Source organism: Microbacterium sp. SD291 (assembly GCF_017355365.1).
GTDB lineage: Bacteria > Actinomycetota > Actinomycetes > Actinomycetales > Microbacteriaceae > Microbacterium.
Map to the genome: position 1 here is coordinate 1 of NZ_JADIJR010000016.1, position 17,404 is coordinate 17,404.

The window sequence follows — 17,404 nt, forward strand, 5'->3', positions numbered from 1 at the left end:
ATGGTCGTCTGTGAGGACGCAACGCGGCGACTTCGGATCCGCGGGGTCTTGGCGTGGTGCCGTGCTGGGGCTCCATGGTCGGTGGTTCCTCAAAGAGTCGCCGGTGGGGTCCTAAGGTGGTCGTCTTCGCGGGTGCGGCGCGGCTGTTCGGGGTCCGTGCGGCGAGCATCACCGCCATCCACGCTGGCGCAGTACGGACCCGACAATGGAGACGCCGACGAGAGAATCATGGACCTGTGCGTACGGAAGCCGCACGGCGCGCCAGCCGGCATCTTCGTAGTCTCGGTACTTCGAGATGTCTCGATGCCACTGCGTCTTCGACACTCGATGGTGATCGCCCTCAATTTCCACGACGGTGCGGAACTCCGGAAACGCCAGCTCGGAGATTCCGATTCTTCGGCCAGCGGAGTTGTGAACCTCGTAGTCGAGCATCGGCGTCGGCAATCCGGCAGCCGCGGCGTCCAGGCGAAACTCGGTCTCGGGCGGAGAAGCGCTTCCGACTCGAACTTGCACGACAGCGATGCGCAGCAGACGCGTGCTGGGCGGGCGGGGGCCTGCGTCCACCTCCGCCCTCAGCTGCGCGATCGTGGTCAGCTGCTCCGCGGGACGCAGCCGACCGTAGCTGTCTCGCGGGATCCGAACCAGCGCATCGCCCACGATGACGAGCTCGCGTTCGAGGAGGTCGCGACCGAGCATCGCCCAGGTCGACGAGGGGCTCGAGACCGGAAGCCCTTCGACCTCGACGATGGTCGCGAGGTGCGGTGCGACCTTTCGTGGGCGGATGCCGCGGCCTCGCGGACCATGGCCGGGGAGGAAGGCCGCCACCTCAAGCTCGGTTCCGGGATCTATCGGAGCGCCGTGCAGGCAGGCCGCGGTTCGCCCGACGAAGAAGCTGCCCGCCGGCATCACCGTCGAGTACGCCGTTGCCAGTTCAAGCGTGGATGCCCGCCGCTCGCGGTCTATCGCGAGTGGACTCGTATCCTCCTTCGCACTCTTCCGCTCGTCCTCGTCGTCTTCGCCTTCGGATGCCGGACCACATCGTGCTCCGTGGAACGGACGTGGCAGGTCTTTCGCGCGAAGACGCCGCCTCGTGACGCCCGCGGCCAGCGCCTGAGCCGTCGAGAAGTGCTTGCCGAGTCCGGTGGGAAGTGGCCGCGGATGTGTCATCGTCGAAGTCTGCTCGCTCGCTGCCGACGGAATCTGCAGAGATCACGCATACTCCGGCCCCCGTGCGGAACCCGGCCCGCCTCCGCGACGGTGCAGTCGAAGTGGAGAGTCGTATGCCTGAGGCGCAGGGAAGGTGGCGAAGGCCGGTCAGGACCTCGAATGGCCGCGTTTGAGCGCGCGAGGCGGCGATTGGGGGTACCCGGCGGGGGCTCACGAGAAGCTGTGGCTTCGTTGTGCGGCATCCGGGACCTCGAATGGTCGCGTTTGAGCGCGCGAGGCGGCGATACGAGGTCTGCGCCGTGCCGACCGGTGCTGCGAGGCGGCGATGTGAGGTCCGCGGCGCGTGCACCGGGGCGCGGGGACGGGAACTCTCGCTCTCGGGGACCTCGGATGGTCGGCTGCGAGCGGGCGAGGCAGCAACGTGAGGTCCCCGGCGGCCGAGCGCAGCAGGCCCCGCCCCCGCCGCCCCGGTTTGGCCTAAGCCCGTCCCATGACGTAAGCTGTCTCTTTGGTACTCGACTGCCGAGTGCCGCGAACGTGAGCCCTCCACTGGCGTGTTCATCCCTGTAGGGAAGAACCACCCCGGAGTGGGATTCACGAACTTCTCCGTTCGAACAAGAAAGCAGCACTATCGTGACGCGCACTTACACCCCGAAGGCCGGCGAGGTCCAGCGTGACTGGGTCGTCATCGACGCCACTGACGTCGTTCTCGGCCGCCTGGCCTCGCACGCCGCTACGCTCCTGCGTGGCAAGCACAAGCCCACCTTCGCCAACCACATCGACTCGGGTGACTTCGTCATCATCGTGAACGCCGACAAGGTCGCGCTCACGGGTCAGAAGCTCCAGAAGAAGCTGGCCTACCGCCACTCCGGTTACCCGGGCGGCCTGAAGTCGGTCACCTACGCCGAGCTCCTCGAGAAGAACCCGGTCCGCGCTGTGGAGAAGGCCATCCGTGGCATGCTCCCCAAGAACAGCATCGGCCGCCAGCAGCTGACCAAGCTCAAGGTGTACGTCGGTGCCGAGCACCCGCACGCCGCTCAGCAGCCGAAGACGTACACCCTCGACCAGGTCGCCCAGTAAGCGCCGTAAAGACTTAAAGGACATACTCGTGGCTGACATCCAGGACACCACCGAAAACCTCCAGAACTTCTCGACGTCGACTCCCGAGACCGAAGCAGTCGAGGCGGCTCCCCGCCCCGTGCTCAGCGTCCCGGGTGCCGCTGTCGGCCGTCGCAAGCAGGCCATCGCCCGCGTGCGCCTGATCCCCGGCTCCGGCACGATCACGGTCAACGGCCGCACGCTCGAGGACTACTTCCCGAACAAGCTGCACCAGCAGCTGATCAACGACCCGTTCACGGTCCTCAACCTCGCCGGAGGATACGACGTCATCGCGCGCATCTCCGGTGGTGGCCCCTCGGGCCAGGCCGGCGCGCTGCGTCTCGGCATCGCCCGTTCTCTCAACGGCATCGACGTCGAGAACAACCGTGCGACCCTGAAGAAGGCCGGCTTCCTGTCTCGTGACGCTCGCGTCAAGGAGCGGAAGAAGGCCGGTCTCAAGAAGGCCCGCAAGGCGCCTCAGTACTCGAAGCGTTAAGGTCCACTGCTCCGATGCCGATCTTTGGCACGGACGGCGTGCGAGGACTTGCCAACGGCATCCTCACCGCCGACCTGGCGCTCACCCTGGCCCAGGCGACTGCTGTCGTCCTGGGCCAGGGCCGTACTGCGGAGGCTCGCAAGGCCGAGGGCAAGCGCCTGACCGCAGTCGTGGCCCGCGACCCTCGGGTCTCCGGGCACTTCCTCACCGCAGCCGTCTCCGCAGGGCTCGCGTCCTCGGGAGTCGACGTGCTCGACGCCGGAGTCATCCCGACTCCTGCGCTCGCGTTCCTCGTCGCCGACCGTGACGCCGACTTCGGCGTGATGATCTCGGCGTCGCACAACGCGGCGCCTGACAACGGCATCAAGATCTTCGCCCGCGGCGGAGTGAAGCTGCCCGACGTCGTCGAGCAGCGAATCGAGTCCGCCATGGCGGGGGAGATGCTGCGCCCCACCGGCGCGGGCGTCGGACGCATCAGCCGGTTCTCGGATGCCGAGGATCGCTACGTCGTGCACCTGCTCGGCTCGCTGCCCAACCGCCTCAACGGCCTTCACGTCGTGCTCGACTGCGCCCACGGCGCGGCCGCAGGCGTGTCGCCCGAGACGTTCCGTGACGCGGGGGCTGAGGTGACCGTGATCGGCGCCGACCCCGACGGCTGGAACATCAACGACGGTGTCGGATCGACGCACCTCGGCCAGCTCGCAGATGCTGTCGTGCGCCTGGGCGCCGACATCGGCATCGCCCACGACGGCGACGCCGACCGCTGTCTGGCAGTCGATGCCGAGGGCAGGGTCATCGACGGCGACCAGATCATGGCGATCCTCGCGGTCTCGATGAAGGAGCGCGGTCACCTCACGGACGACACTCTCGTCGCCACCGTGATGAGCAACCTCGGTCTGCATGTCGCGATGCGCGAACACGGCATCGCCGTGCGCCAGACGGCCGTCGGCGACCGCTATGTCCTCGAGGACATGAACGCGGGCGGCTACGCCCTCGGTGGCGAGCAGTCCGGTCACGTGATCATGAGCGAGTACGCCACCACCGGTGACGGCATCCTCACGGGCCTGCACCTGGTCGCCGAGATGGCACGCCAGAACAAGTCCGCGGCAGAGCTCGCAGGAGTCATGAAGGTCTACCCGCAGGTCCTGATCAACGTGCGAGGTGTCGACAAGGACGCCGTGGACGACGACGAGGGCGTGCAGGAGGCCGTGCGCGTGGTCGAGGCGGAGCTCGGCGAGACCGGGCGCGTGCTGCTGCGCAAGTCCGGCACCGAGCCGCTCGTGCGCGTGATGGTCGAGGCGGCCGACGCCGAGTCGGTGCAGCGCCACGCCGAGCACCTCGCTGAGGTCGTGCGGCAGCGCCTCGCGCTCCGCGCCGAAGCCGAAACGGTCTGACGCGAACAGCAGAGAACCGGCCGGATGCTGAGAGATCAGCGTCCGGCCGGTTCTGTGTCTGACGGTGGAGCGGCGCCCGGCTACGGCGCGGCGCAGATCTGGAACATGCCGCCGTCGACGAGCGTCTCGGTCTGGCAGTCCAGCCCGGTGAGCCGGGGCACGTCCTTCATGGCGGGAGCATCGAACAGGCCGACGTGCGCGCCGCTCAGGACGATCGGCGCGACCGCGGCACCCCACGGCTCGGCGGCGAGCCACTCGATGTCGTTCTCGGCGACCCAGTCGGCGAGCGGCGCGATCTCGGCGCGCTGACGATCGAGCGTGAGGGGCCGCGGCGCGAACTGTGCCGCGACGTGCAGCACAGAGCCCGCGGCCACGATCGCGGCGAGGGCGCCTGCGGCGACGACAGCGGCGATGCGCACAACCGGGTGGCGCGGCATCCGGATGGCCGCCCACACCGCGACGGCGGCGATGATCGGGAAGAACGCGAACACGCCGGGCGCCGGATGCCGGACCCACAGGGGCAGGCGCGATGCGGTCGCCCACCATCCGACGAATGCGAGGGCTCCGACGAAGGCTGCCAGCGCGTACGCGATGACGAGGCGGTCTGCAGGCGTCGCGTCGCGCCATCGGAGCACGATGCCGGCCACCGCGAGACCGACGGCGATGATCGCACCGACCACGGCGGCGGCGGCGGGCAGCGACCACGAGTCGGCGAGCGTACCGGCCTTCTGCAGAGCCGAGGTCGCGGCGTTCCCTTGGCCGCCGCTGAGTACGAATCCCCCGAGGGACCGAAGGTGCCGCACGAATCCGGCGGGTCCGAGGGAGATCAGCGCGCCGAGCTCGACCAGGAGCGTCGGCACCCCGACGAGCAGGATCGGCAGCCACGAGCGGCGCAGCAGGTCGCGGAACCGCGCCCACCCGGTGCCGTCGGAGAGCACCCACAGGGCCACGGCGAACGCGGGCAGCGCGAGCAGCGCGATCAGCTTCGCCTGGATCGCCAGTCCGAGGAGGAGCCCTGCGAGCCACGCGCGTCGAGGCAGCACGATCAGCGCCCAGACGATCAGCGCGGCTGCGGGGATCTCGCCGAGCAGGTCGGCGGGGCCCTGGATCGGCGAGAAGCCGGCGCTCGTCGTGAATGCCAGCGGCACGGCGATGGCGAGGACGGCGGCCCAGCGTCCGCCGATCCTGCTGCCGAGCACGCCGAGCCCCGCCAGCAGCAGCAGCCAGTATGCGAGCGGGACGAGCCGCGCGCCGATGACCGGATCGATCCCCGTGGCGAGGACCGCAGCGACCGGAAGGAGCACCACGGGCCCGGTCGAGATCCGCGGGTCGAACGGGGTGATCATCGATCCGGAGAGCGCGCCGTCGCTGGCGTAGCCGAGTCCGTCGAGCAGGTTGCGCGGCACGGTGAGATTGAGCGCCTCGTCCTCCCAGAACCGCCAGGACACCAGACTGTGCCAGGCGAGGATCGCGTGGCCGATCACGAGCGCGACCGCAACCGCCCAGAAGAGGACTGTGCGGGCCCGGGTCATGACGTCGCTGGCTCCGGTCGACGGATGCTGCGCAGGGGCGCGGAGGGGCGCAGGGAGAGCGTCCACACCTCGCGCAGGGCGGATGCCGCGAACTGGCGCAGCCGCTTGGGAGGGAGCCGCACGCCCGCGGCGCGCCCCCACATCGTGCCCTGCGTCGACTCGCCGCGGCGCGGGATGCTCGCGACCCGCACGTACCGCACGGTGTAGCCGGAACGCGCCTCGGCGAGGGAGAAGTGCACGTGCGGCACCGACGCGTCGGCCGGAACCGCGTCGAGGAGTGCCTGCAACGCCTCCGGGCGGTAGGCGCGCAGCGGCGTGTTCACATCGGGCACCCGGCGGCCGGCGGCGAAGGCGATCATGACGCCGACCGCGGCGGTGAGCGCCTTGCGGTACCAGGGGTCGGTGCGGCCGTCGCGGATGCCGTGCACCACGTCCGCGTGCTCACGGACGAGCGCGTTGATGAGACGGGGGAAGTCTGAGCCGTGGAACTGCCCGTCGCCGTCGACGTGCACGATCACGTCGGGCTCGGACGCGAGTCCCAGCCGGTACGCCGAGAGCGCGGTCGGGCCATGCCCCCGGTTCTCCGCCTGCACCTCCACGGAAACGTCGGGGACGTCGTCGAACACCGTGGGAGTGGCATCCGTCGACCGGTCGTCCGCGATGTGGAAAGTCACCTCGTCCGCAAGCGGTGCGACGGCTTCGCGAACCTCGTCGATGAAGCCGCGAATGCCCTCTGCCTCGTTGTATGCAGGCATGACGATGGCGATTCGGTGGAGGGTCACATGGTTCCTAGACGGCTGTGGCGGGCACGGGAGTTCTCAGCAAGTAGCCTAGTTGAATCATGAATTTCCGTTCTCGACTGCGCCGGCTGGCCGGCGTCGGAAGCCGCTTCCTGGTCGTCGGCGCGATCAGCACCCTGATCGAGGTCGGCGTCTTCAATCTGCTGGTCTACGCCTGGGGCTTCGACGTGATCTCGGCGAAGGTGATCGCGTCGCTCGTCGCGCTCGTGAACGCCTACATCGGCAACCGCGAGTGGACGTTCCGGCACCGCGACCGTCGCGGGCGGGTCAACGAGCTCGTCCTGTTCCTGCTGACGAACGCGGCCTGCACGGGCCTCGGCGCGCTGCTGGTGTGGCTGGGAGTCGAGGCCGCGGAGGCGGCACTTGGTCGCATGCCGGGCCCGGTGATCGTGAACGTCGTGAACCTCATCAGCATCGTGATCGTCGTGCTGGTGCGGTTCGTGCTGTACCACAAGCTGGTCTTCCGGGTCCCTCAGGCGACGGACGAGGCATCGAAGGACGAGACGACCGAGTCTGCCTAGCCCGTCTGCGGTGTCAGCGACTCAATGAGAGATGCCGCGGCGGACCCTCGAGCCGGGCGATCGCGATCTTGACCTCGGTCATCTCATCGCTGAGCCGGTCGATCCGTTGCCCGAGCCGGGAATCCACGGCGTCGACACGTCGCACGACCCAGCCGAATCCGGCCAGCATGCTGACGACGATCGTGACACCCAGGGTCAGGATCGCAATGAGCTCGGCCGACATGTACATGCCCCCATTCTGCCCGCACGCGCGGGTCTTCACCAGCGACGTTATGCCGGCACGGCGGAGTGAGGCGATGGACGATACCTCGATTGACGGGGGTTGTGCATAGCTCGCCCGCCATTCGATTCGTGCAGGGCGAGTGAGAAGGGAGACTGCCTCAGCCGCGCTCGCTCCAGCCGAGCTGCTCGATGTACCGCAGCAGCACGCCCTCGCGCAGCGCCCACGGCGACACTTCGAGCTCGTCGACCTGGAGCGACGTCATCGCGGTGTGCAGGGAGACCGCGGCGGCCACGATCTGGAAGGTGCGGTCGGGCGTGATGCCGGGCAGCTCCTGGCGTGCGGACGCGGGCAACCGCGCCAGCCGCGGGATCCAGGAGCCGAGCGCTGCTCGTGGCAGCAGCATCCGCTCGCTGCCCGACCAACCGGGCACCGGGTAGCCGACCAGCCTCGCGAGCGAGCGGATCGCCTTTGACGACCCGACCACGTGGTCGGGGCGGGGGAGCGCCATGAACCTGGCCAGCACCGGCTCCAGTGTGGCCGCGGCATGCGCGCGCAGGCTCTCGACGTCCGCCTCGCCCGGCGGGTCGTGCGGCAGGAACTGCACCGTCATCCGGCCGGCTCCCAGGGGAACGGATGCCGCCGCCTCCGGCGCCTCCTCCCCACCGGCCGCGATCTCGAGCGAGCCGCCGCCGATGTCGAGCAGAAGGATCTGTCCCGCCGACCAGCCGAACCAGCGGCGGACGGCGAGGTAGGTCAACTCCGCTTCGGTCTCGCCGTCGAGCACCTGCAGCGGCTGGCCGAGCGCCGCCTCGATCCGGGCGATCACCTCGGCGCCGTTGCGTGCTTCGCGCACCGCGCTGGTGGCGGTGGCGAGCAGGGCGTCGACGCGCTCGGTCTCGGCGACCTCCCTGGCGCGGGCGACCGCGGTCTCGAGCGCCACCACGCCCTCCTCGGTGATCGCGCCGTCGTCGGTGAGGTACCGCATCAGCCGGAGGACCGAGCGGTCGCTGGTCGTCGCCAGGGGTCGTCCTCCGGGGCGGACATCGGCGGCGAGCATGTGGACGGTGTTGGAACCGATGTCGATAACTCCCAAGCGCACCGTATGAGACTATTCGTACCTGGGAAGAAGGGGGCGCATATGCGTGTGCTGTTGACGGGTGGGTCCGGATTCATCGGTTCGCACGTCGCTGTCGCGCTGGCGGCTGCCGGTCACGAGCCTCTGATCGTCGACGATCTGTCGAACTCCCGAGGCGGCGTCGTGGAACGCATCCGCGAGCTGGCCCGGATGCCGATCCCCGCCCTGGTCGCCGACGTGCGGGATGAGGCCTCCGTCTCCGAGTTCCTCGCCGCACACGGGCGGGTGGACGCCGTCGTTCATCTCGCCGGCCTCAAGGCGGTCGGCGAGTCGGTGGCGGATCCGGTTCGCTACTACGACGTGAACCTCTCGAGCACGCTCGCCGTGCTCCGGCTTATGAGCGCGCACGGCATCGATGCAATGGTGTTCTCCAGTTCCGCCACCGTGTACGGCTCGGCCGGCACGATGCCGCTCGCTGAAGACGGTGCGGTGGGGGCGGGCATCGCCAATCCGTACGGCCGGACCAAGTACATGATCGAGGAGATCCTCCGCGACGTCTGCGCGGCGGAGCCGTCGTTCCGGTGCACAGCGCTGCGGTACTTCAATCCGGTCGGCGCACACCCTTCCGGGCTCCTCGGCGAGGATCCGCTCGGGGTGCCGAACAACCTGATGCCGGTCGTCGCGAAGGTCGCCGGCGGCATCCTTGACTCTGTGTCGATCTTCGGCACCGACTACCCGACGCGGGACGGCACGGGCGAGCGCGACTACGTCCATGTGCAGGATCTGGCGCGAGGGCATGTGCGCGCTCTCGAGGAGCTCGCTCCCGGATTCGACGCGGTGAACCTCGGCACCGGCGAGCCGGCCAGCGTTCTCGACGTCATCCGCGCCTACGGGGATGCCTCGGGCAGGGAGATCCCGTATCGGCTGAATGCGCGCCGGCCCGGTGACCTGGCCGTCGCGTTCGCGGACGTCGAGAAGGCCGCGCGTGAACTGGGGTGGACCGCGGAGCTGACGCTCGCCGATGCCTGCCGGGACGACTGGAGATGGCGTCAGGCGACGGCGGACTGACACCCGATCGGCAGAGTTCCCGGACGTCCCAGTATCCCGGTATTTGCGATTCGGGTCAGCGATGCGCAGTATTCTCGACAGGAGCACCGGTCATCCGGTGTGTAAGCGGTCGCCCGCTGGGGCGGTGGCCGCATCGCCGCCGATTCGAGTGCTTTGGCACCGCGTCGCATCGCTGGGGTCCGATGAACGAGCCGAAGAGGAGCCTCGCCGATCTGTTCGCCGGGCAGACGGCCGGCAGACGCGCCGAAGACGGGGAGACACCCGACTTCGCGTCCGGTGCTGCCGCCCTCTTCGAACGGATCGCGGCTGAGTCCGCTTCCGCGCGCGCTGAGAGCGAGCGTGCGGTCGAAGAGGTGGCGTTCCCCGACCTCACCCGCAGGGCGCGGCCGGGTGGATCAGCGGTCCTGCGGGCGGATGCAGTTCCGGTGCAGCACGCGCCTGAGACGACCGCCGATCGCGCCGTCCGCACCGGCTGGTTCCGCAGGCCCGTGATCTGGCTGGCTGTGGCGGCCGTCGTGCTGTCGCTGGCATTCGTCGTCGCGGTCGCGGTGCTGCAGACGATGGAGCGGGCCGAGCAGGACGAGAACGAGGCGGCCCTCACGGCGCTGGAAGCGAGTGATGATGCGCTGGCGGATGCTCGTGCAGATCTCGATGCGGCACTGATCCGGATCACAGAGGCGAAGGATCGGACGCTCGGGCTCATCGGGCGCGCCGATGCCGTGGTCGCAGCGGTCACGGGCGCCTCGGACGAGACCGCCAGAGCGGGCGCTGCGGCGGCCGCCGCTTCGTACCGCACCGGAGTGGAGGGCGTGGCGCTTCCTGCGCCTCCGGATCTGCATGAGCGCGGCGATCTGGATGCAGGGTCAGCATCCGCCATCGCCGCCGAGCTCAGCGAGGTGGAGTCCGAACGGGAGGCCGTCGAGGCGCTCGCCATCCGAGCCGAGCAGGCGGAGGGCGAGCTGACGCGGTTGTCTGCGGAGTTCGCGACCGCCTGGAATTCCTTCCTCGCCTCGTTCCCGGCGCACGCCGCGTCCGTGGTCGGTGAGAACGGGAATGCTGAAGAATCGTTCCGCGTCGCGGTGACCGCCGGCGGCGCAGCCGTTGCAGCGCCGATCACCGCTGATCTGCCCGGGGAGGCGGAGACTCAGGCGTACGTCGCCGCGGTGGCGGCATTGCTCGCAGACGAAGCCCGCGCGATCGAGCAGGCGGCCGATGACCGGGGGGAGGAAGCCCGCGAGGTGGTACCACCGCCGGCCGACCCGCTTCCGGTCACCCCGCCGCCTCCGGTCGAGCCCACGCCGGAGCCGACGCCGGATCCTCCGACCCCGTGAGGATCCGGGGTGCGGGGCCGGGCGATCCGGCGGCGGAATCCACTGCGTGACGGCTCTGCCGGTGGGATACTGGAGCATTCAGAGGGGGCTGGGCGATGGGCGGTTGGTTCGGCAGGGCATCCTCGCGCCTGCGAGACGTCGTGCCTGAGTGGTGGGCAGGCATCTGGCGCTGGGCGCTGATCGCGCTCGGCGTCGCGGCGGCGGCGTATCTGCTCCTCGACCGCGGGATCGCGAACGGCGCCGTCACCGCGGCTGCGCTCGCAGCGCTCATCATCGGCGTCGTGTTCACCTGGTCGCAGCCGATGGCACTTGCGCTGATGGCCACACCGGCACTCCTCGTCACCGAGCGGCTCGGCGTCGGCGCGTCGGGTCTCACCGTGTCGGACGCCGCACTGGCCGCCGGATTCGGGTCGGTCATCCTCCTCAGCAGGGGCGGGTTCAGTCCGCCGATGAAGGCGATGCTCTGGCTGAACATGATCTATCAGTTCACGAGCCTCTTCACCGTGATCGTGAACCCGTACCCGCAGAACACGGTGGAGTGGTTCCACGCCTGGCTTCTCATCTCGGGTGCGATGGTGATGGGCTGGGGGCTGGGCAGGGCCGGGTTCGCTCGCGCCGCATTCGCGCTGGTTCTCGGCATGGCCGCGGTGATCGCGCTGGGGACGTTCGGCACTGCGGTCGTGCAGTTCGCCGGCGGCGGGTTCGGGAGCGTGTATCCGGCGTGGCCGTGGCCGATGCACAAGAACTTCGCGGGCGGCGCTCTCGCCTTCGCGGCGTTCCTCGCCTATGTCAATCCCGAGTGGGCGCGGCTGCCACGGCGGTGGATGGTGCCGCTGTTCTGGGCATTTCTCTGCGCATTGCTTCTCACGCAGTCCCGTCAGGCGGCCATCGGGCTCATCATCGTGCTGCTGATCCACAACCTGCGGCAGGGTGTCTCTCGACACGGCGTGCTCATCGTGCTGCTCGCGATCCCCGCGGCCGTGCTCGTCGTGCAGAGCGTCATCGAGCAGATCGAATCGCAGAACCGCTTCAACTCCGTCTACCAGCGACTGGACTGGATACGGGAGGTGTACGCGCTGTGGAAGCACGAGCCGATCTTCGGACACGGCCTGCGGTACTGGTACGTGCATCCGTCGGCGGACTTCCAGCCGCCGCAGGCCGAGCTGGAGGTCGTGGCATCGACGGGCATCGTCGGCCTCCTCGGGTTCGGCGCGATGTGGCTCGGGTTCATCGTCGTCCTCTGGCGGGTCTCACCTGCGTTCGGGATGCTCGCCTTCGGGTCCGTCCTGGCGCGGATCGTCCAGGCGCAGTTCGACCTGTTCTGGGTCTCGGCGCAGGTGTCCATTCCGTTCTTCATCGCAGGAGTCTGTCTCGGAGCGCAGGCTCTTCACGTCGAGGGTTCGGGAGGTGAGACGTCGTACTGGCGGGAGCGCGTGACGGCCGCAGACCGCAAGCGCGCGCGAACCGTCGCGAAGGAGGCGCGCCTGGCTTCGCGGCTTCCGCGCCGGGCCAATGCGTATGATCGACTTGTTCAGGGGAACACGAGGGGCTGACATGGAAATCCGGGACTATCTCCGCGGGCTGCGGCGGCATTGGATCGCGATCATCTTGATGACGGCGGTCGGCCTCGGCGTTGCCTACGGGTGGTCATCGATCCAGACGCCCGTCTACCAGGCCAGCGCGAGCGGCTATCTGAAGACACGTGCGGTCATGGGCGAGGACGGGCAGGTGCTGGTGTCGTCGCCCCAGTCCGACGACAACTACGCCCAGTCGAAGGTGGAGCAGTACAAGGAGTTCGCGACCTGGCGCAGCGTCGCCCAGCATGCGGGCGAGGAACTGGGCTTGACGGTGAGCCCCGAGGAGCTGGTCCGGCGGATCACGGTCGACAACCCCGAGGGAACGTCCACACTCACGATCACCGCGAGTGGTCCCACACCGACAGAGGCACGCGATCTGGCCGAGGCGTGGATGCGCGGACTCGTCGCCGAGATCGACAACCTCGACGGCACCGGGGCAGCGGAGAGCTCGCCGGTCATGATCGTGCTCGGTCAGTCGGCGTCGCTGCCGCAGGAGCCGACCTTCCCGGATCTGCGATCCGCGCTTCTCGTGGGCGGCGTCCTCGGCGTCGGCGGAGGTATCGCCTTCGCGATGATCCGAGCGGTGTCGGATCGTCGGGTCCGCCCGAGCGACGACGTCGAGCAGCGCCTCGGAGTCCCGCTGGTCGGCACGCTGCCCAAGGTCGACGAGCTCACGGGGGACAACCGCCTGGTCGCCGCCGATGACACCGGCGCAGGCGGGCGAGGCGGGTTCGCCGTGCGCGAGGCGCTGCGAGTGCTCCGCACGAACCTGCAGTTCATGGACGTGGATCAGCCGCCACGCATCATCGTCGTCACCAGTGCCCTCCCGGGTGAGGGAAAGTCGACGGTCGCAGCCAACCTCGCGCTGACACTCGCGGCGGCGGGTGCGCCGGTGGTGCTGGTCGACGGCGACCTGCGCAGGCCGACGGTGGCGAAGACCATGGGCCTGCCCGGTGGTGCCGGCGTGACCGACGTGCTGGCCGGCCGCGCGGACATCCAAGACGTCGCCCAGCGGGGACCGAGCAACCTCGTCGTGCTCACAGCGGGCACCATCCCGCCCAACCCCAGCGAGATCCTCGGCTCGGAGCGGATGCGGCAGCTCCTCGCAGATCTGGCGGTTCACGCGACGGTCATCGTGGATGCGCCGCCCCTTCTCGCAGTGACGGATGGCGCTGTGCTGACGCACCAGGCGGACGGCGCGCTCCTCGTGGTCTCGGCAGGGAAGACGACGTACGACCTCGTCGAGCGTTCGCTCGCGTCGCTCGAGAAGGTTCGCGGACGCGTGCTGGGAGTCGTGCTGAACAGGGTCCCGGCGTCAGGGGTGGACTCGTCCGCCTACTCGTATGAGTACAAGTCCTCCGGGGAGCAGCGAAGGGGACCGTTCGGGCGGCGCAAGGCGTCGCCGACGACGGACCCGGCATCCGAGTCTCCGGAATCCGAACCCGCTCACGCACGACCGGCAGCCGAACCGGCGTATGCCGAGACCGCGGTTCACGCTCCTCCTGCCGAGTCGCCGACCCGTGAAGTCGACGTCCCGGGGCCGAAGCGCAAGGCGGCGCCCGTCCGTCGCTCCACCGTGACGAACGCGGAGCAGCGCCGATCGACGACCGTCATGGATGTCGCTCCGGACACGGGAGCGCTCGCACTCGAGGACCTGTTTCCGAGCACTCCGGTCGACGACGGCGCGGCGCCGCGCCGCCGGCCCGAGCGGGACTGAATGTGACGGATGCCGACAGGCTCCGGGTCGCGCTGATCGCCTCCTCGTTCGCCCCGCATATCGGCGGGGTGGAGGAGCACGTCGCTCAACTCGCCCGAGAACTGGCCGCGCGAGGACATCGCGTCGAGGTATGGGCGGTGGACAGAGGGGCGCGCCCGGAGGAGCCGTTCGGGCACGGGATCGAAGTCCGGTACCTCCCCACTCCGCTCCCGGCACGTTCCCTCCCCGACCTGTGGCGCTTTGTCCTGCGGGCACCGCGCGCGTGGCGGCTCTGGTCGCGGGCCCGCCGCGGACTGCGTCCCGATCTGCTGCACGTGCATTGCTTCGGCCCGAACGGCCTGTACGCGCTGGCGCTGCACCGGCGCTTCGGCATCCCGCTGATCGTGACGTCGCATGGTGAGACGAACGGCGATGACACATCCGTGTTCGATCGGTCGGCGCTTTTGCGACGTGGTCTGCGGGATGCGCTGGCACGCGCCGCGGTGACGACCGCGCCGTCGGAGTTCGTCCTGAGCGACCTGCGAGCCCGGTTCGGGCTCGTCGGGGGCGAGATCGTCGTCAACGGAGTGGATCTGGACGTCATCCCCGAAGGCGAAGCACCGGGGGGTCGGTACATCGTCGCCGTGCGCCGTCTTGGGTGGATGAAGGGGATTGATCTGCTGATCACAGCCTTCTCGCTTGCTGTCACCGGCGGGCGGATCGATCCCGAGGTGCGACTCGTGATCGTCGGTGACGGGCCCGAACGAGGGCGACTGGAGGAGCAGATCCGGCACCTCGGGCTCGGTGGGCGAGTCGATCTTCTCGGCTGGCGCACGCCGCCGGAGGTCGCGACTCTGGTCGCCGCAGCGGAGGCGATGGTCGTGCCGAGCCGCTCGGAAGCCTTCGGCATCGTCGCGCTGGAGGCCTGGCGGGCGGGAACCGCGCTGGTGATGACGTCCCGTGGCGGCGCCTCCGAATTCATGACTGACGGCAGCGATGCCGTGCTGGTCGACCCGGAGGATGCGGTCGCGCTCGCGGCCGTTCTCGAGCGCGTGACGGCCGATGCCGATCTCCGCGAGACCCTCAGCGCGGCGGGACGAGCGCGCGTCGCGGATTTCAGCTGGGGTGGAGTCGTCGCGCAATACGAACGTCACTACGCGAAGCTGACCGAGCCGAGGGCTGCGTCGTGACCTCGCGATTCAGGTATGAAGGAACGACAAGGCGTCGCCTGCGGCAGATGCGGCGGTTCGGGCAGGCGGCGCTGCAGCCCGCGGTGTGGCGCGAGCGACGTGTGGCGCGGGCCTTCTGGTGGGACGGGCACCCGAACTTCGGCGACGCTCTGACGCCGTGGCTGCTTCCGCGGTACGGGCTGGTGCCGAGGTACTCCTCGCCCTCCACTGCTCGGCTGGCGGGAGTCGGCAGCGTCCTGGAATTCCTGCCCCGAGCTTTCGACGGCGCGATCTGGGGATCCGGACTGATGGAGGATGCTCCGTATCCGCTTCCGGATGCCGAGGTGCTGGCTGTGCGGGGCCCTCTCACCGCCGAGCGCATCGGAACGTCGTCCACTGTGTTCGGCGATGCCGGCCTGCTGGCGTCGAGGTGGCTTCGCAAGCCGGCTCCACGCTGGGAAGTCGCGTCGGTTCCGCACGGGCATCACCGTGGACACGAGGGTTTCGCGAGACTGATGGGGTCAGCGCTTGGCGCTTCCGGGTCATCCGGGGTGCGAGTGGTCAATGTGCACCAGGGCGCCCCTGGCGCCATCGCGGAGATCGCCGCGAGCAGGACGGTGTTCACCACATCGCTGCATGGACTGATCACGGCCGATTCCTACGGCATCCCTGCGCTGTGGACGGTTCTGGAACCGCCGCTGAGCGGCGGGGACTTCAAGTTCCGCGACTACGAGGCGGCCGTCACGCCGGGTCGCAGCAGGTTCGTGGCCTTCGAGGATCTGCGTTCTCTGGACGATGTCGTGCGTCTTGCGCGTCGTGCCGATGCATCCACCGTCGCCGACCTGGCTGACGGTCTTGAATCCGCGATCGCGGGCTGGTGATCGCCGGCCGGCCGATGCGGGGTCATCCGTCGTGGACTCCACAGGCCAGGACGATCGTCACGACACCGACTCCCACACTCGGGCGTGGGCGGCGGCCGAGCGCTCCCATGTGAACCCGGCGGCTCGACTCCGGCCCTCGGCGATCATCCTCGCGATCGTCGGATCGCCGGAAGTCGCATCGATGATCCCGGCCGCGATGGCCGCTGCATCCGGTGCGACGAGGAGGGCCGCGGACCCTGCGACCTCGGGCAGGCTGGATGTATCGGCGGCGACCACCGGGACGTTCGCGGCGAAGCCCTCCAGCACCGGGAGTCCGAAGCCCTCGTACAACGACGGAACGACGATCGCGTCGGCGGCTGCGACCAGCCCCGGCATCAGCTCCGAAGGGAGCCGTCCGAGCAGGCGGACGCCCGGCATCCCGTCGAAGAGCTCCGTCCGCCGAGGATGCGGCGGCCCGCTGAGGGCGAGCTCGAGGTGGGGACGCTCGCGCCTCACGATCGGCCAGGCGGACGCCAGCGCCTCGAGGTTCTTGCGGCGAGCGGCCCCGCCCGCGTGCAGCACGTACGGACCGTCGAGCCCCAGTCCGATCAGCGAACTCCGTTCGAGCGGGGCCGCATCGAAGTAAGGATCGTCCACGCCGTTGTGCACGATGTGCGGATCGCGGATGCCGATGAGATCGATCGCCTCCTGTGCGCTGAACTCGGAGACGCAGATCACCGCCGCTGCTCGACGGAGCTCGGCGATGGCCGCCGGGACGGGAGCGGACTCGTCCGGGAAGCGCCAGGCGACGATGTCGTGCAGCGTGACGACGTCGCCGCGCGGTGCCGGCGGCAGCTCCAGTGACATCCGGTGCGACACGGTGTCACCGGCATACAGCAGGCGCCCGGCTTCGCGGCGGACGGCGACCGGAGCCTTCGCGATGTACCCCATCGGCAGGCGCCGGTCTCCTGTCAGAGGAGACCTCAGGGATCGCGTGACGAGCTCTCGCACTCGCCAGGTGTCGCCGGACAGCGACGTCAGGGCGTTCGCCGCTCGTGCGATGATGTGGCGCTCGTATGCCTGGGCGCCCATCGGCGCCGCTGTCGCAATCGTCGCGATCGACAATCGTGGCGCGCTCACGGCTGGATCGTCCCGCCGAGACGATGCAGGAGCACGACAACTGTCGCGAATGCGAGCGCAACCCAGTGCACATCGACGCCGTGCGCGCCTACGTGAGTGGCGGAGATGACCTGGCGCGGCAGTCCGATGCCCGGCCAGTACGCTGCGAAGTGACAGACGAAGACGGCCACAGTGGCCAGACCGCGCAGCGCATCGAGGCCGCCGACGCGGGGTTGCTTCATTCGAGCCTTCTCTCAGGGGTCGAACAACAGTATGCC

Annotated in this window: 17 protein-coding genes; 10 read left to right on the forward strand and 7 right to left on the reverse strand. The window is 69.3% G+C overall.

The features are described from left to right. Positions 1–168 precede the first annotated feature (168 nt). The gene (locus IPV10_RS10345; RefSeq protein ID WP_207483465.1) at positions 169–1,167 is read right to left on the reverse strand and encodes a hypothetical protein; all 999 of its coding nucleotides are present in this window, start codon (positions 1,165–1,167) and stop codon (positions 169–171) included. A 633-nt stretch (positions 1,168–1,800) separates the two neighbouring features. On the opposite strand from IPV10_RS10345, the gene rplM reads away from it, so the two are divergent. Genes rplM through glmM form a run of 3 tightly spaced genes read left to right on the forward strand, consistent with a single transcriptional unit; the run spans position 1,801 to position 4,155 of the window. Then, a complete protein-coding gene (gene rplM, locus IPV10_RS10350; protein WP_207483467.1) occupies positions 1,801–2,247 on the forward strand; it encodes a 50S ribosomal protein L13 in 447 nt (148 codons plus the stop codon). A 28-nt stretch (positions 2,248–2,275) separates the two neighbouring features. Then, positions 2,276–2,761 carry a 30S ribosomal protein S9 gene (gene rpsI / locus IPV10_RS10355; RefSeq protein WP_207483469.1) on the forward strand — a complete coding sequence of 162 codons (486 nt, stop codon included), beginning with the start codon at positions 2,276–2,278 and terminating at the stop codon, positions 2,759–2,761. A 14-nt stretch (positions 2,762–2,775) separates the two neighbouring features. Continuing rightward, complete coding sequence (glmM, locus tag IPV10_RS10360) at positions 2,776–4,155, forward strand: phosphoglucosamine mutase (protein WP_207483471.1); 1,380 nt, start codon at positions 2,776–2,778, stop codon at positions 4,153–4,155. A gap of 80 nt (positions 4,156–4,235) precedes the next feature. Here glmM and IPV10_RS10365 read toward each other — a convergent pair whose 3' ends face one another. Then, positions 4,236–5,687, reverse strand: coding sequence for a hypothetical protein (locus tag IPV10_RS10365; protein ID WP_207483473.1), 1,452 nt, complete (start codon positions 5,685–5,687; stop codon positions 4,236–4,238). Beyond that, complete coding sequence (locus IPV10_RS10370; RefSeq protein WP_207483475.1) at positions 5,684–6,469, reverse strand: glycosyltransferase family 2 protein; 786 nt, start codon at positions 6,467–6,469, stop codon at positions 5,684–5,686. The genes IPV10_RS10365 and IPV10_RS10370 overlap by 4 nt, the downstream gene beginning before the upstream one ends. Before the next feature lie 59 nt (positions 6,470–6,528). Between IPV10_RS10370 and IPV10_RS10375 the strand changes: the two genes are divergently transcribed. Then, on the forward strand, positions 6,529–7,008 hold the full coding sequence (locus IPV10_RS10375) for a GtrA family protein (protein ID WP_207483477.1): 480 nt from the start codon (positions 6,529–6,531) through the stop codon (positions 7,006–7,008). 13 nt (positions 7,009–7,021) lie between these two features. Here the strand turns inward: IPV10_RS10375 and IPV10_RS10380 are convergent, their stop codons facing one another. Together IPV10_RS10380 and IPV10_RS10385 are read right to left on the reverse strand one after the other, a co-directional pair. After that, on the reverse strand, positions 7,022–7,237 hold the full coding sequence (locus tag IPV10_RS10380; protein WP_207483480.1) for a hypothetical protein: 216 nt from the start codon (positions 7,235–7,237) through the stop codon (positions 7,022–7,024). A 151-nt stretch (positions 7,238–7,388) separates the two neighbouring features. Beyond that, positions 7,389–8,330, reverse strand: a complete 942-nt coding sequence (locus tag IPV10_RS10385) for a Ppx/GppA phosphatase family protein (protein WP_207483482.1) — start codon at positions 8,328–8,330, stop codon at positions 7,389–7,391. Positions 8,331–8,369: 39 nt separating this feature from the next. Between IPV10_RS10385 and galE the strand changes: the two genes are divergently transcribed. The 6 genes from galE (at position 8,370) to IPV10_RS10415 (ending at position 16,028) form a co-directional block, all read left to right on the forward strand. Further along, positions 8,370–9,374 (forward strand): UDP-glucose 4-epimerase GalE, encoded by a 1,005-nt coding sequence (gene galE / locus IPV10_RS10390; protein WP_207483484.1) that lies wholly within the window; start codon positions 8,370–8,372, stop codon positions 9,372–9,374. A 182-nt stretch (positions 9,375–9,556) separates the two neighbouring features. Next, positions 9,557–10,705 carry a hypothetical protein gene (locus IPV10_RS10395; protein ID WP_207483486.1) on the forward strand — a complete coding sequence of 383 codons (1,149 nt, stop codon included), beginning with the start codon at positions 9,557–9,559 and terminating at the stop codon, positions 10,703–10,705. 140 nt (positions 10,706–10,845) lie between these two features. Next, a complete protein-coding gene (locus IPV10_RS17325) occupies positions 10,846–12,258 on the forward strand; it encodes an O-antigen ligase (RefSeq protein WP_207483488.1) in 1,413 nt (470 codons plus the stop codon). 1 nt (position 12,259) lies between these two features. After that, the gene (locus tag IPV10_RS10405; RefSeq protein WP_207483490.1) at positions 12,260–13,999 is read left to right on the forward strand and encodes a polysaccharide biosynthesis tyrosine autokinase; all 1,740 of its coding nucleotides are present in this window, start codon (positions 12,260–12,262) and stop codon (positions 13,997–13,999) included. A gap of 2 nt (positions 14,000–14,001) precedes the next feature. Beyond that, the gene (locus IPV10_RS10410; protein WP_207483492.1) at positions 14,002–15,168 is read left to right on the forward strand and encodes a glycosyltransferase family 4 protein; all 1,167 of its coding nucleotides are present in this window, start codon (positions 14,002–14,004) and stop codon (positions 15,166–15,168) included. A gap of 47 nt (positions 15,169–15,215) precedes the next feature. Beyond that, positions 15,216–16,028, forward strand: a complete 813-nt coding sequence (locus tag IPV10_RS10415) for a polysaccharide pyruvyl transferase family protein (protein WP_207483494.1) — start codon at positions 15,216–15,218, stop codon at positions 16,026–16,028. Positions 16,029–16,085: 57 nt separating this feature from the next. Here the strand turns inward: IPV10_RS10415 and IPV10_RS10420 are convergent, their stop codons facing one another. Further along, the gene (locus IPV10_RS10420; protein WP_307861102.1) at positions 16,086–17,147 is read right to left on the reverse strand and encodes a glycosyltransferase family 1 protein; all 1,062 of its coding nucleotides are present in this window, start codon (positions 17,145–17,147) and stop codon (positions 16,086–16,088) included. Beyond that, positions 17,144–17,368 carry a hypothetical protein gene (locus IPV10_RS10425; RefSeq protein ID WP_207483496.1) on the reverse strand — a complete coding sequence of 75 codons (225 nt, stop codon included), beginning with the start codon at positions 17,366–17,368 and terminating at the stop codon, positions 17,144–17,146. Before IPV10_RS10425 ends, IPV10_RS10420 begins: the two co-directional genes overlap by 4 nt. Positions 17,369–17,404 lie beyond the last annotated feature (36 nt).

Excerpts from the sequence above, each read along its gene's own strand:
- IPV10_RS10345 (WP_207483465.1), bottom strand. The coding sequence starts at position 1,167 with ATGACACATCCGCGGCCACTTCCCACCGGACTCGGCAAGCACTTCTCG.
- glmM (WP_207483471.1), top strand. The coding sequence starts at position 2,776 with ATGCCGATCTTTGGCACGGACGGCGTGCGAGGACTTGCCAACGGCATC.
- IPV10_RS10365 (WP_207483473.1), bottom strand. The coding sequence starts at position 5,687 with ATGACCCGGGCCCGCACAGTCCTCTTCTGGGCGGTTGCGGTCGCGCTC.
- IPV10_RS10375 (WP_207483477.1), top strand. The coding sequence starts at position 6,529 with ATGAATTTCCGTTCTCGACTGCGCCGGCTGGCCGGCGTCGGAAGCCGC.
- IPV10_RS10380 (WP_207483480.1), bottom strand. The coding sequence starts at position 7,237 with ATGTACATGTCGGCCGAGCTCATTGCGATCCTGACCCTGGGTGTCACG.
- galE (WP_207483484.1), top strand. The coding sequence starts at position 8,370 with ATGCGTGTGCTGTTGACGGGTGGGTCCGGATTCATCGGTTCGCACGTC.
- IPV10_RS10395 (WP_207483486.1), top strand. The coding sequence starts at position 9,557 with ATGAACGAGCCGAAGAGGAGCCTCGCCGATCTGTTCGCCGGGCAGACG.
- IPV10_RS10405 (WP_207483490.1), top strand. The coding sequence starts at position 12,260 with ATGGAAATCCGGGACTATCTCCGCGGGCTGCGGCGGCATTGGATCGCG.
- IPV10_RS10415 (WP_207483494.1), top strand. The coding sequence starts at position 15,216 with ATGCGGCGGTTCGGGCAGGCGGCGCTGCAGCCCGCGGTGTGGCGCGAG.
- IPV10_RS10425 (WP_207483496.1), bottom strand. The coding sequence starts at position 17,368 with ATGAAGCAACCCCGCGTCGGCGGCCTCGATGCGCTGCGCGGTCTGGCC.